This window comes from Neobacillus sp. NRS-1170, assembly GCF_050468025.1.
Map to the genome: position 1 here is coordinate 34,335 of NZ_JBITPF010000071.1, position 12,882 is coordinate 47,216.

General features: G+C 37.2%; 15 protein-coding genes and 1 riboswitch. Of the genes, 9 read left to right on the plus strand and 6 right to left on the minus strand.

The genetic code is table 11. The annotated features are described in order from the left end of the window. Positions 1 to 45 precede the first annotated feature (45 nt). Positions 46 to 235, minus strand: a riboswitch (Lysine riboswitch). A gap of 313 nt (positions 236 to 548) precedes the next feature. Together ACIFOT_RS25945 and ACIFOT_RS25950 are read left to right on the plus strand one after the other, a co-directional pair. Continuing rightward, complete coding sequence (locus ACIFOT_RS25945) at positions 549 to 1,364, plus strand: YitT family protein (protein ID WP_430069848.1); 816 nt, start codon at positions 549 to 551, stop codon at positions 1,362 to 1,364. Between the two features lie 125 nt (positions 1,365 to 1,489). Further along, positions 1,490 to 2,125, plus strand: a complete 636-nt coding sequence (locus ACIFOT_RS25950) for a nitroreductase family protein (RefSeq protein WP_430069851.1) — start codon at positions 1,490 to 1,492, stop codon at positions 2,123 to 2,125. Between the two features lie 37 nt (positions 2,126 to 2,162). Here ACIFOT_RS25950 and ACIFOT_RS25955 read toward each other — a convergent pair whose 3' ends face one another. Next, a complete protein-coding gene (locus ACIFOT_RS25955; protein ID WP_430069854.1) occupies positions 2,163 to 2,777 on the minus strand; it encodes a PH domain-containing protein in 615 nt (204 codons plus the stop codon). A gap of 176 nt (positions 2,778 to 2,953) precedes the next feature. On the opposite strand from ACIFOT_RS25955, the gene ACIFOT_RS25960 reads away from it, so the two are divergent. After that, positions 2,954 to 3,940, plus strand: coding sequence for a DMT family transporter (locus tag ACIFOT_RS25960; protein ID WP_430069856.1), 987 nt, complete (start codon positions 2,954 to 2,956; stop codon positions 3,938 to 3,940). A gap of 48 nt (positions 3,941 to 3,988) precedes the next feature. Here the strand turns inward: ACIFOT_RS25960 and ACIFOT_RS25965 are convergent, their stop codons facing one another. The 3 genes from ACIFOT_RS25965 to ACIFOT_RS25975 all read right to left on the minus strand — a co-directional run bounded on the left by ACIFOT_RS25965 (position 3,989) and on the right by ACIFOT_RS25975 (position 5,361). Continuing rightward, the gene (locus ACIFOT_RS25965; RefSeq protein ID WP_430069859.1) at positions 3,989 to 4,849 is read right to left on the minus strand and encodes a DUF421 domain-containing protein; all 861 of its coding nucleotides are present in this window, start codon (positions 4,847 to 4,849) and stop codon (positions 3,989 to 3,991) included. An 18-nt stretch (positions 4,850 to 4,867) separates the two neighbouring features. Beyond that, entirely contained in the window at positions 4,868 to 5,074 is a 207-nt protein-coding gene (locus tag ACIFOT_RS25970) for a DUF1657 domain-containing protein (protein WP_430069862.1), read from the minus strand. Positions 5,075 to 5,157: 83 nt separating this feature from the next. Then, positions 5,158 to 5,361, minus strand: coding sequence for a DUF1657 domain-containing protein (locus ACIFOT_RS25975; protein ID WP_223595571.1), 204 nt, complete (start codon positions 5,359 to 5,361; stop codon positions 5,158 to 5,160). Between the two features lie 180 nt (positions 5,362 to 5,541). Here ACIFOT_RS25975 and ACIFOT_RS25980 point away from each other — a divergent pair, with 180 nt between their 5' ends. Together ACIFOT_RS25980 and ACIFOT_RS25985 are read left to right on the plus strand one after the other, a co-directional pair. Next, the gene (locus tag ACIFOT_RS25980; RefSeq protein WP_430069865.1) at positions 5,542 to 5,880 is read left to right on the plus strand and encodes a YmaF family protein; all 339 of its coding nucleotides are present in this window, start codon (positions 5,542 to 5,544) and stop codon (positions 5,878 to 5,880) included. Between the two features lie 140 nt (positions 5,881 to 6,020). Then, positions 6,021 to 6,626 carry a hypothetical protein gene (locus ACIFOT_RS25985; protein ID WP_430069868.1) on the plus strand — a complete coding sequence of 202 codons (606 nt, stop codon included), beginning with the start codon at positions 6,021 to 6,023 and terminating at the stop codon, positions 6,624 to 6,626. A gap of 43 nt (positions 6,627 to 6,669) precedes the next feature. Here ACIFOT_RS25985 and ACIFOT_RS25990 read toward each other — a convergent pair whose 3' ends face one another. Beyond that, entirely contained in the window at positions 6,670 to 7,923 is a 1,254-nt protein-coding gene (locus tag ACIFOT_RS25990) for an erythromycin esterase family protein (protein ID WP_430069871.1), read from the minus strand. Between the two features lie 97 nt (positions 7,924 to 8,020). Continuing rightward, positions 8,021 to 8,803: a GNAT family N-acetyltransferase gene (locus tag ACIFOT_RS25995; RefSeq protein WP_430069874.1), complete on the minus strand. Its 783-nt coding sequence runs from the start codon at positions 8,801 to 8,803 to the stop codon at positions 8,021 to 8,023. A 151-nt stretch (positions 8,804 to 8,954) separates the two neighbouring features. Between ACIFOT_RS25995 and ACIFOT_RS26000 the strand changes: the two genes are divergently transcribed. The 4 genes from ACIFOT_RS26000 (at position 8,955) to ACIFOT_RS26015 (ending at position 12,732) form a co-directional block, all read left to right on the plus strand. Then, positions 8,955 to 9,614, plus strand: coding sequence for an HlyD family secretion protein (locus ACIFOT_RS26000; protein ID WP_430069876.1), 660 nt, complete (start codon positions 8,955 to 8,957; stop codon positions 9,612 to 9,614). A gap of 8 nt (positions 9,615 to 9,622) precedes the next feature. After that, on the plus strand, positions 9,623 to 11,410 hold the full coding sequence (locus tag ACIFOT_RS26005) for a DHA2 family efflux MFS transporter permease subunit (RefSeq protein ID WP_430069879.1): 1,788 nt from the start codon (positions 9,623 to 9,625) through the stop codon (positions 11,408 to 11,410). 108 nt (positions 11,411 to 11,518) lie between these two features. Continuing rightward, entirely contained in the window at positions 11,519 to 11,677 is a 159-nt protein-coding gene (locus ACIFOT_RS26010; RefSeq protein WP_430069973.1) for a hypothetical protein, read from the plus strand. A gap of 185 nt (positions 11,678 to 11,862) precedes the next feature. After that, a complete protein-coding gene (locus ACIFOT_RS26015) occupies positions 11,863 to 12,732 on the plus strand; it encodes a YitT family protein (RefSeq protein WP_430069968.1) in 870 nt (289 codons plus the stop codon). The last annotated feature ends 150 nt before the right edge of the window (positions 12,733 to 12,882 follow it).

The following is a 12,882-nucleotide window of genomic DNA, read 5'->3' on the forward strand; positions in this document are numbered from 1 at the left end:
CGAGATAGACTTCGATGGCATTTTTAATACCCCGCATCATACCTTCCGAAAGATAGCTCAACACGAACAGCTGGTAGGTCCATTCGTGACAGTTCTGTTCCTATTTGGAGACAGCCCCAGCATGCTTGTTCAGAGAAGAAAGCACACTTCGGCAGTTTTTCCTTTCAAACGGAGTCAAAAATGTCTCTGCATCTCGTCCGTGATACTAATAAAAACCGCGACCTCTACCTCATCGGTTTGATGAGGATTTATTTATGAAGTTTAATATATTACTAAAGTATAAATGTTATTGAATTATTGTCAATCTTTCTTCCTAAAAAAATTTCTATCAATAGCATGAAATCTAATGCAGGTTGAATAATTATTCATGTTAAAGGGAAAATCATAAAGAGATGTTAATAGGAGATTATCCTTATTCCTCTTAATTAAAGAGCAAATAAATAATTGTCAGATAATTTATTATTATTATAAAAAACTATTAAATTTACATGAAGAAATATTATCGGTATTATTTTTAAATAAATGGAGAAGTATGGGAGGATTTCCTTGTGCGGATTTTTGGACTTATAATTGGATCCCTTATTATTGTTATTGCCTTTAATCTTTTTTTAATTCCACATGAAGTGTTAAGCAGCGGATTAAGTGGAATTTCTATGATGTTTGGAATGATTACCCCCATTAATACAGGGTTGGCCAACTTTCTTTTGAATTTCCCGTTATTAATCATTGGATATAAAATGCTTGGGAAAAAATTTATCATGAATTCCATCTTTTCAGTATTAATTATTTCTGTAGGGCTTTATGTAATACCAGAATTCCCAATCGCAAAAGGTACGATCCTTTCCTCCATATTCGGTGGAGCTTTAACAGGCTTAGGAGTGGGAATCGTGTTCCGCTGTTCAGGATCAACTGGTGGTTTTGATATCATAGGAATGATAGTTGCACGCAAAAAAGACTTTCCAATAGGCGTTTTACTTTCTGGCATGAACGCAGTCGTTATATTAATAAGTGGATTTTTATTCACATGGGATGCCGCTCTTAATACATTAGTTTCCATATTTGTAACCGGTAAAGTTGTGGATGCTATCTATACCGATCATGCAAAATTAACCATCATGATCATAACTGAAAAAGGCGAAGAGATGAGACAGCATTTACTGACTAACCTGTACCGGGGTTTAACTATTATGGATGGAGTAGGCGGCTATTCAAATGATAAACGTAATGTTATGGTTACAGTTATTTCCCGTTACGAACTAAATGAAGTAAAAACCCTGATAACAGAAGTAGATCCAACTGCTTTCGTAAATATTACAGAAACAATTGAAGTCATGGGGCTGTTTCACAGGCCAAGTCCTTCATAACTAATGCTTGCACTTATTCAAAGTGCAAGCATTTTACTTGTATCGAGGTAATGATTTCATGGTATCGTTATGGAGGGATAAACAAACGATAAGTAACAACTCCCATCCAAAAGGAGGAATCATCGATGGCAACTTCTGTAAGTACAAAAAGTTTGACTGAATTGATTAATGAACGTCATTCAGTAAGAAAATATGACGCAACATATAAAATTTCTAAAGAAGAAATTAATGATATTCTAAAAGAAGCAACAAAAGCACCATCATCTAGTAATTTGCAGCCATGGCGCTTTATTGTGATCGAAGACCAAGAAGTTAAAAAAGAACTTAGAACAATTGCGAACAATCAAGAGCAGGTGGAAACAGCTTCCGCCGTTATTGCAGTCATTGGCGATAAAGAGATGTATAAAAGTGTAGAAAAAGTTTACCGCAGTGCATTTGAAGCTGGATATTTAGATGAAGTTAGCATGAACCGATTAATCGAAAACACCAACAAAACGTATCCTTTTGCTCCAGAAGAGATTCTGAAAAACATTGCTTCCTTTGATGCAGGACTAATTTCCATGCAGTTGATGTTAATTGCAAAGGATAGAGGCTATGATACAGTGCCAATGGGCGGTTTTAGCAAGGAGCAATTTGCGAAAAAGTTCGAACTCCCTGAACGCTTTTTCCCTGTTGTCTTAATCGCCATAGGGAAAGCCTCTGCACCGGCTCATCATACAACCAGATTGCCATTAGATGATGTTTTAATTGATTATATTTAAATAAAATAACCCCAAGTTGGGGTTATTTTTAATGTATTTAATTATTAATGTACTTTTCAAATACTGAGCCAAAGTCCTTCACGCAATATTGTTTTTTGCTGTCTTCTAACCATTGGAATGCTGCTTGGTTAAGCATTTTAAACTGAACCACTAAATTGCTGTCAGGACTTGTAACACGGCCTAATGTAGTAGAGGCAACTTCAAGGCTTTGCTTTGCGAATTGAAGGGAAATGTCATTTTCATGTGTGATTTCAGATATTTTGATTAAAGCCTTGTATAAGTCCTTTACTTCTTCAATATGTTTTTTATGAACATCAATGGAGAATGGCATAGAACCAATTTTGAATTTGATTTCCACGTCAAGATCGACGGTTCCGGCTGTTTCAAGCATTACATCAGTTATTTTATGGGTAGCATAGCTATATCGGTGCAGCATGCGTTTTTTACTTGTGGCACTGGTGCCGTCTAAATGGATAAGAGCATTGTTGGTAAAACAATATTCATCTGATTTAGATTTAATTAGGAAATATATTTTTTCATTATCTTCATGCATCACATAATCATCGGCGTCAACTTTATCATAATTCTCCGGCTTAATAACCGCACCAACATCACTTAGTCCCAAAATATCAGCAGCAACTTTTCCGAACATGGTATCAACCTCACTTTATAATTTATCTTGACCACAATATGTACGTGTGAAAAAGAAGAAAGTTTCAAATTAATCGAGGCTAATTTTTTCGTTAAACAAATAATTCAGAAATCTGCTATACTATAAAATGTTGATCTACCAAAGAGTGAAATTTAAAGTAGAAGGGAATTTATACGATGCGGCCCATCATATTAGGCATACTTGCCGCTTTCTTTTTTGCGTTTACCTTTATTTTAAACCGTGCGATGGACTTAGATGGCGGGAGCTGGATTTGGAGTGCATCCTTACGTTATTTCTTTATGGTACCCTTTCTATTCGTTATCGTAATCATGAGAAAAAATCTTAGGCAATTATTTGCAGAAATGAAGAAACGGCCAAGTGCATGGTTTTTATGGAGTTTTGTGGGGTTTGGATTGTTCTATGCACCTATTTGTTTCTCTGCGGCTTACGCTCCCGGATGGTTAATTGCAGCCACCTGGCAAATCACCATTATCTCCGGTTCGTTGTTATCTCCGCTATTTTATGAAACCGTTATGACGGATAAAGTACCAACCCAATTAAGAGGAAAAATTCCATTCAAAGGGTTGGCAATGTCATTGATTATTTTATTGGGAATTATATTAATGCAGCTGGAGCAAGCCAATCATCTTTCTGTTTTAGCAATTTCCTTAGGGGTGATTCCGGTTGTAATTGCGTCTTTTGCCTATCCCCTTGGCAACCGAAAAATGATGGATGTTTGCGGCGGACGGTTAGATGTATTTCAACGTGTATTGGGGATGACATTGGCCAGTCTGCCACTTTGGATTATTTTATCCCTATATGGTTTTCTTACAGAAGGACCTCCAAGCTCGGGACAAACGATACAATCAGGACTTGTTGCCATTTCTTCCGGTGTCATTGCCACCATTCTCTTTTTTCATGCCACCGATTTGGTTAGAGGAAATATGCAGAAATTAGCAGCGGTTGAAGCAACTCAATCAATGGAAGTTTTATTTGCTTTAATTGGGGAATTATTGCTCCTAAATTCTTTATTCCCTTCAACCATATCCTGGATTGGAATGATATTAGTTATGGCTGGAATGGTGCTTCATAGCTATATTTCTCATAAAAGCACGGCCACTTCCCCGGCACTTACCAGCAAAGAAAATTCAGTTAGTTCCTAAAAATATTGAATCCTTATCAATCAATCGTTGATAAGGATTTTTCATGTACTATCCATTTAAAAATGGACTAAGCTTATCAATTGTTTCCTGTAGAACAGCAGCATTTTTCTTGTACATTGCTTTTGATTGTTCACAATCGGTCTGATGCGAAAATATTTCTAAATCGGCCTGGGTCTTTTTCATGGTTGCAAGTAATAGAGGTCTTTGTTGGGGCTCGGGAACCTGAATTTTATCATCATACAAATCAACGGTTAATTCACCATAAGAGTCAACTTGTCCTATGAAAACATTTGCAAGTGTAACGTTTAGTTTTTCTAATTCTGTATAGAGCCAGGCTCTGCTTTTTCGGGCAATTCGCAATGGTTCATCGATGATATTTCCATCCATTATAACCGTTTGCGGCTCTTTTTCATTTGGTACTTTCATTTGTAAATCTTTAGGTGTAAGCGGACGGTTTTCCTTTTTTAACAAGGCGGTTAAATTGCCTCGGGGTTCCAGAACCGCAAATTCCACATCTGCTAGCCTAAAAATATCCTTTTGACGAAGAAGTGCTGAAAGCTCGTCAATCGTATATTTTTCTTTCTTTAAATTTTCTTCCAAAACTTTTCCATCTTTAATGACAACCGTACCTTTTCCTTCGACCATGTCCCGAAAACTTTTACTGTATAAAGAAATAAAGTCAACCAGCCAGGTAACAAAGCCAAATACCACACACGCCAATATTCCATGATATATATTGGCTTCAAGTCCGGTTACAACCTCCCCGGCAATACTGCCGATTGTAATTCCGGCAATATATTCGAAAAAAGAAAGCTCAGAAATTTGTTTTTTTCCAAGAATTTTAGTTGTTAGAAATAAGAGCAAGATAAATATAAGCGAACGAACAATTATAAATATCCATCCTGGCACTATTTTTCACCCCAATGATTATGAGCCTTTATATTGCGGTTCCTGTCGTTCTAGTTCCAAAACACGATATTGAAGGTCTTTTTTGATATCGGCCATCGTTAAGGAAGTTTCATGAAACAAAGCTTGAGCTTCTTTATCTAAAGAATTTAAAGCAAGCGAAGACAGTTGCGCTTCAATTCCTTTTATGGTAATCAGGCATTGCTTAACATTTGAAGCAACGGTCACTGAAAAAACTTCCTTTCATTTTTTATTACAAAACCTAAAAATTAAATGAAAAATGGGTTGGCAGAAAAGCCAACCTTTTTTAATTATTGATTGTATTGTGGTTCTTCAGTCAAGATTTCTTGAAGACGCGGCTCAAGGCTATCAAGAACCTGTTGTGTTTGCTGGGCAGCCTGCTGATATAGCTGTTTTGCATTTTGATTATCTGTTGCAAGAGCAAAGGTTTCGAAACTTGCCTGTGCACTTTTTAATCCCGCTAATGCTTGTTTTACCTGTGTTCCTACAGTCATGAAATAATCCTTCTTTCGTGATAGTGATTGAAATTACAAAAATAGTATGTGATTTATCTTGATGCTTATGTACCTTTTTTATTTTTAGGGCAGTGAAAATTTTTCCACCTTCACTATATCAATTATTTTTTTTATTTCGTCCGCATATAGATGAATCATCAAAATCGTGAGGTGATTGTAATGGCTAAAGTTGGAAAAGATGATTTTGTTCCTGGCTTTGTTCCACACCATAATCATGGTTCTGTAGACTATACTGGTGTTAGTTCAGGGCATGTACACCAATGCTTTGATGTAACCTCACCGCCAATACCAACACAAGATGGCGGACATATTCATTATACTGAGGGATATGTATTATTTGAGGATGGGCATACCCATCATTACCGGGCGTACTCAGGACCGGCTATCCCAGTGGGGAACGGAATGCATGTTCATTACTATGATTTCCATACAACAGAAGAGAGCGGCCACAGTCACCATGTTAAAGGTGTAGATCATCCAGCACCGGGAACAAAATAAAATGGATAAAAACCAGTCAATAATTGACTGGTTTTTTATCATTCCAATTTTATATGAAACTTCCCGTGGAAAATGACGTCAAATCATTCAGATAATGGTAAAATTAAAAGGAATAAAATACATAAGGATGGTATTTTTAAATGTTGTTGCAAAAAAGGAAAGAGCATACCGAGGATAATCAGGTAAACCTTGTTGCCTATACAATTATTTTGTATATCAGCAGTTTATTTGTTCCATTTATTGTTGTGGCTTCCTATCAGAGTATGGTCTATTACTCTCGAACCCAATGGTTTTTTACTACGCCTTTAACGGCCTATATTACTTTTGCGGCAGGAATGTTAATAATAGCGTTCGCTTTAACCGTTTATCTTATTTTTCGGTCGCGATCGGATGGCAGAGAAATAAAATGGGTTACCTGGGTCCTGATTCTTGGAAGTATACCAGTGTTTTTTATGAGCCTAACCAATTATTATTATTTCGATGAAGAAGGAGTCCATTATAACTCCCTTACTAAAATAAAGGAAGAGGAATATAGATGGGATAAAATAAAAAAAGTTCATATCGTTTATCGAAATCACCAAGGAACCACAGGTATATTGGAATATCAATTTGAAAATAGGAATGGAAGGAAAATAACCATACCATTTAATGATAAACTTTCAGAAAATAAGTGGCGGGTTGAAAAAATGATAAAAGAAAACAATATTCCGATAACAGATAATTTTAAAAATCCCATCGTGGATTAATAAACAATGGTCTTCCTCAGAAACAACAGGAAGACCTTTTTACTTATATTAAAATATGCTCTAAGACGAGTGGGTGCAGTGCAGTCGTTTTATCGATAAAAATAAATCCATCATACCTTTGACCCATGTTGGAAGGAACATAATTTCCAAAATGCTCATATTCAGGCCGGTATACTACACCAATCGCTCGATGACCTATGGTTGTGGAAAATTCCTCTTGGTTCTTATTATTAAAAATGAGGTATTTATTAAAAGCGCCTGAATTATGCATAAGATATTCCCAGCTTCCAAATTGGGCAGGCGGAACCTCAGTGACCTGAAAATCCAGCCCCCATTCAGTTGCCGATATGACGGTGCCGTTAAAGGTGCCGAAGCCGATAATGAACACATCTTCTGGTTTGTTTTGTTCTCTAATTAATTGGCCGACATTTATCATTCCCTCACCCTTCATGTCGGTTGCCCTTGCATCGCCAACATGCGTATTGTGCTCCCAAATAATCACTTTTGCGTCCCTGCCATAAAACTTCATAACCGTGTCTAAGGCATCTACCATATGTTTGTCACGGACATTCCACGACCTTACATCACTTGTTACCATTGTTCGATAGTATTCCTCAGCATGTGCCGTAACCAAGGCATTTACCTCCATATTAAGACTGCTTTCTTCTTGGTCATCGAATCTCCATTTGTTTTTTCGAATCGATTCTAAAAGCTCTAATGATTCTTTCAAACAATCGTCCGATAAATAACCTGCAGAGACAGCATAGGTTTCATGATTTCGGTTAAAGGGTTCAAAGCAGGAGAATGCTTGTTTTGCTTGGTTAAGACTAGGTGAATTGGTTTTTTCTAAATATCTGAGGATTTCGTCCATACTTTCCCAAAGACTATATACATCCAAGCCATAAAAGCCGACTTTTTGAGGTCGATTTTGCTGCAGGTTGTATTCTTTTAGCCATTCGATTAGCCCGATGATTTCTTGATTTGCCCACATCCAAGTTGGCCATCTATTAAAGGATTGAAGTACCTCTTTTACATCCATTCCAGTTTGATTAAAACCTTTTACGTAACGGTTAACACTTTGGCAGGACGGCCAATCTCCTTCAACGGCAATAATAGAAAAACCTTTTTCCTTAATCAATTGTTTTGATATCTCGGCACGAATCGTATAAAACTCGGAAGTTCCATGAGAGGATTCACCGAGAAGCACGTATTTAGCATCACCAACAGCATCAATTAAAGGGGTAAAGTCTGTAATTGTGTCGAAAGGTTTTGCGTATTTAATTATGGATTCATGCATTGCATTATCGCATCCCTTCATAGTTCCTGTTAGTAATTTTCCCTTATAATTTTGGGTTACTACATAAAAAAAGAATCCTTTATAAAGGATTCTTTCATTAACGATGCATCGTCCACATGCCAATATCTTTGAAGCCAAGTCTTTTATAGATCCGGCCTGCCTCAGGATTATTATAAAAGAGGCATAGTGTTTTTCCTTCTGTTAATACATCCTGAAATAGCTTCTGCATGATTCCAGTGGCGAGGCCCTGACGGCGATTCTCATTTCTTGTGCAGACACCGACAATCATGGCTGAGATGGAATTTTCGGCTGTAGTCGACACACATGAGGTCATTATGCCGTTTTCTTCGGTATAATAGGTCCTTGAAGTATTGGCCTCCATTGATTTTAATAAGATTTCATGCGCATCACTTCGAATTTGAAATTCTTCAATCGTGCTGCGAAGGGAAATGATTCTGTCAACATCTTCCAATCCTGCAGAGTGGATTTCTAATTCTGTCATTCCCAAGTTTTCGATGGAACTGCATTCAGCAAAGTAAGTAACATGTTTAGGTCCAAGCTCCAATTCTTTATAGGACTCGAACCGTTCTACGATATCTGATTTTCCCGATAAGTAAAGAGGCTTCTGATACTCTTTCATGATTGAGGCAAAACCACTAACGTTAAATTCCCCTTTAGCATACGGAATAAATGATTGATAAAAGCGGAGCAGGACGGCTTTGAACTCACCTTGTGGATCAAATTCCCCCCATATTTCCTGAAAATCAGATTGGTATCCAAACACCTCTAAGTCCCCAATAATAAATAAATTAATCGAAGGTTCCTCACTTAAAAAGGAAAGGACCTGTTTATGATCTTTTTCTGAGAGTTTCCTAATCAAATTAATCTCCCCCTTGGTCCTAATAGATTAATCAAACAATACAAAAAATTCAACCATTTTATACTGAAAAGTTTGATGCTCTTATAGTAAATCTATTGGAGTCTACACAAACTACTATTTATTAATACTTATTAGAGGAGGAGTAAAGCTTATGAAGACAGGTCGATTAGTTTTATTAAATATCATCATTTTAATTATTTTAGTTGGCGGAGGATTTGCTGCATATTCCTACTACAACAACACTGTAAATTATTTATCCACGGACAATGCTCAAATTGCCGGTCAGCAAGTTACGATTTCCGCTCCGGCAAGTGGAAAATTATCAAATTGGGATGCAAAGGTTGGAGATCACTTTGCCAAAGAGGAGCAAATTGGTTCCGTCTTTACTGCAGGTACTGGAGCAGGGGCTGCACCTGCGGAAATTAAAATTACCCTACCTACTGCCGGTACTGTAGTCCAAACAAGTGCTGTCAAGGATTCATTTGTAGCAGCCGGAATGCCTTTAGCTCAAATGTTTGATCTTGAAAATTTATGGGTGACGGCCAATATCGAGGAAACGAGTATAGATGAAGTGGCCGTTGATCAGGAGGTTGATATTTATATAGATGCCTTCCCAAACACTACATTAAAGGGAAGGGTGGAGAATATCGGATTAGCCACATCCGGGACATTTTCATTATTACCTAATACAAATGCAACCGGTAATTATACCAAAGTGACACAAGTCATCCCTGTTAGAATAGCCATTGAAGATTATAAAGGACTGCAATTAGTACCTGGGATGAATGTTACCGTGAGAGTCCATAAGTAGGTGAAAATATGTCAATTTATATTTCTGTATATATCATTTTAAGCATTTTGTTTTTTGGAGTATTGAATTATATATTATTGAAAAAAAAGAAGAGGAAGGCTAAAAGGGTAGAGGCCATTTATTCTAAGGATTCGGAAGCAGACAATGAGGATCTACATCTGCAAGTGGAAGACCTATTAAAGGAGTCTGCCATTCCTGAACTTGCCCTAGAATACGTCGAAGCAAATGTAAAACCGAAGAAAAAAGTTCCTGGCAGATCAAGAAAGCAAGATGCCAAAGAAAATACCGGAAAAGGTAAAATTTTGGCAGCATTGATGCTTGGAGCCTTTGTAGCGATTTTAAATCAGACGCTATTAAATGTAGCAATCCCACATATTATGACAGACTTAAATATTTCAGCCACAACGGTTCAATGGCTCTCGACGGGATATATGCTTGTAAATGGGATATTTATCCCTGTTACTGCTTATTTAATTGAAAAGTTTGGGACAAGGAAATTGTTTATCACTTCTATATTTCTGTTTACATTTGGTTCCATAATTTGTTCATTTTCGGCAAACTTCAGTATGCTGATGGTAGGAAGAATTGTTCAGGCTTCAGGCGCAGGGATTATTATGCCGCTTTTAATGACCGTATTTTTCTCTTTATTTCCACCAGAAAAACGCGGAAAAGCAATGGGGATTATTGGTATCGTTATGCTGTTTGCACCAGCTATTGGTCCTACTTTGTCAGGGTGGATTGTGGAACATTATTCATGGAGACTTTTATTTGATGTAGTCATTCCAATTGGAATTCTCGATTTAATTTTGAGTATCTTTTGGATGAGAGATGTTACTGAGGTTACCAACCCGAAATTTGATTTCCCAGGTTTGTTATTTTCAACCTTGGGTTTCGGCTTCCTTTTATATGGCTTCAGCGAAGCAGGAAGTCATGGATGGTCCAGTGGTACAGTTCTGATTTCCTTAATAATAGGGGTAATCACCTTAATTGCCTTCGTTTGGCGAGAGCTGACTACGAAAAATCCGATGCTCGATTTACGTGTCTTTACGTACGATATTTTCGCTTTAACCACCATTATCAGTATGATTATTAATATGGCAATGTTCGGGGCGATGATTTTGCTGCCGATATATTTGCAAAACATTCGCGGGTTTAGTGCATTTGATTCAGGTCTATTGTTATTGCCTGGAGCAATCGTTATGGGTATCATGTCTCCGATCGCAGGAGCACTGTTTGATAAAATGGGAGCAAGGTGGTTAGCCGTGATTGGCTTAACCATTACAGTGATCACAACTTGGCTCTTTACTCAGATGAGTATGACTACTAGTTTTAATCATATTTTATTACTCTACGTTTTACGAATGTTCGGGATGTCTTTTCTAATGATGACAGTTATGACGGAAGGGCTAAATCAATTACCGCGCCATCTGGGCGCCCATGGGACAGCAGCTTCAAATACAGCAAGACAGGTTGCCGGCAGCATAGGTACGGCCTTTTTAGTAACGGTTATGACAACAAGACAAGGTGTTCACATGGGAGAATATTCGAATCTTATTACGAGTGTCAATCCTTTTATAGCAAGCAAGACAGCTCAAATTGGGCAGGGCATAGCAGCATTAGCTCATTTGCCGGCCGCAGCAGGCAATCAGATAGGAACGTTTTTGATCTATGGACAAACAATGAAGCAAGCCACTATCGATGGTATTAATGATTCGTTTATCGTAGCAACAGGAATCGCTGTTGTTGCATTAATTCTCGCCTTCTTCATCAAACGGGCACGATTAAAAGAACAATAATGACTGAAAGGAAAGCAGCAGGAGAACATCCATGCTGCTTCTTTTTTATCAAGTAAGTATATTTCCGGGCATTTATTGAAAAAATATTTTCGGAAAGGGGGCTATGAATTGACAAAAAGAAGAAATTTAAACCAAAATATGCCACGAATCGCGCCTGGAATGGATGATCAGGAAGAATTAGAGCAAAGTGCTACTGAAGAAGAAGTGGAAAAAGGGGATTTTACGAGTGTTACAACACTTTCTTTCGACGAGGTTAATCCAAGTTAATATAAAATTTCTATGCTGCCTGTAAAAGGCAGTCCTTTTTTTATTAAATATGGCAGAAATAAAAGCATATTATTATAAATAAGTGCAATTATTCGTTATACTATATATAGAACATCTAATTTGAAAGGGGCAAGATAATGTCAGGAACACAAGAAATAAATGTTATTCAACAGCAGACCGCCATCATGGAAAAGATACAACATCGAAGATTGACTAAGAAAAAGATTTTTCAGCGAATTTTGTTAATTACTATTGGTGCCATATTAATGGCTGTCGGACTTGAAATCTTCCTCGTACCAAACAACGTTATTGATGGTGGAATTACCGGTATTTCCATCATGCTATCGTACATTACTGACTGGAAAATCGGTATTTTCCTATTTATTCTAAATATCCCTTTTTTCTTTATTGGTTATAAACAAATCGGAAAAACCTTCGCTTTATCCACGCTTTATGGAATCATCGTTCTTTCCATTGCAACCACATTGCTCCACCCTGTCCCAGCGTTTACGCAAGATATTACCTTGGCAACTGTTTTTGGAGGTGTAGTCCTTGGTATTGGCGTAGGTATTGTAATTCGGTACGGAGGTTCCTTAGATGGCACCGAGATCTTGGCTATTTTATTTAATAATAAACTGCCATTTTCTGTTGGAGAAATCATTATGTTCTTTAATCTTTTTATCCTTGCAAGTGCTGGCTTTGTTTTCTCGTGGGACCGTGCTATGTATTCACTGATTGCCTATTTTGTTGCTTACAAAACGATTGATATTACGATTACAGGTCTTGATGAATCCAAATCAGTATGGATCATAAGTGATAATGCCAAAGAAATCGGCGATGCAATTTTAAGTCGTCTTGGCCGTGGTGTAACTTACATCAACGGGGAAGGTGCCTATTCAGGAGATGATAAGAAGGTTATCTTTTGCGTCATCAACCGTCTGGAAGAGGCAAAATTGAAGGAAATAGTAACCGAAAATGATCACAGTGCCTTTTTAGCTGTTGCTGATATTGCTGAAGTCAGAGGCGGAAGATTTAAGAAGAGAGACATACATTAAAATCGTAAATAAATACTTGCCTTTTTAGTAGACTGTGTAAAGGCCTTTGATAAATAAATTATTAGCACTGTTGGTTGGAGCGCAAATCAACAACTAAGTTTATCAAATTCTTTTAGAAAAAAGATAAAGTTATTGTAATTTTCTGATATT

Bases quoted from the DNA above. Each gene is read 5' to 3' on its own strand.
- ACIFOT_RS25950 (WP_430069851.1), top strand. From the start codon at position 1,490: ATGGCAACTTCTGTAAGTACAAAAAGTTTGACTGAATTGATTAATGAA.
- ACIFOT_RS25955 (WP_430069854.1), bottom strand. From the start codon at position 2,777: ATGTTCGGAAAAGTTGCTGCTGATATTTTGGGACTAAGTGATGTTGGT.
- ACIFOT_RS25960 (WP_430069856.1), top strand. From the start codon at position 2,954: ATGCGGCCCATCATATTAGGCATACTTGCCGCTTTCTTTTTTGCGTTT.
- ACIFOT_RS25975 (WP_223595571.1), bottom strand. From the start codon at position 5,361: ATGACTGTAGGAACACAGGTAAAACAAGCATTAGCGGGATTAAAAAGT.
- ACIFOT_RS25980 (WP_430069865.1), top strand. From the start codon at position 5,542: ATGGCTAAAGTTGGAAAAGATGATTTTGTTCCTGGCTTTGTTCCACAC.
- ACIFOT_RS25985 (WP_430069868.1), top strand. From the start codon at position 6,021: ATGTTGTTGCAAAAAAGGAAAGAGCATACCGAGGATAATCAGGTAAAC.
- ACIFOT_RS25990 (WP_430069871.1), bottom strand. From the start codon at position 7,923: ATGCATGAATCCATAATTAAATACGCAAAACCTTTCGACACAATTACA.
- ACIFOT_RS26000 (WP_430069876.1), top strand. From the start codon at position 8,955: ATGAAGACAGGTCGATTAGTTTTATTAAATATCATCATTTTAATTATT.
- ACIFOT_RS26005 (WP_430069879.1), top strand. From the start codon at position 9,623: ATGTCAATTTATATTTCTGTATATATCATTTTAAGCATTTTGTTTTTT.
- ACIFOT_RS26015 (WP_430069968.1), top strand. From the start codon at position 11,863: ATGGAAAAGATACAACATCGAAGATTGACTAAGAAAAAGATTTTTCAG.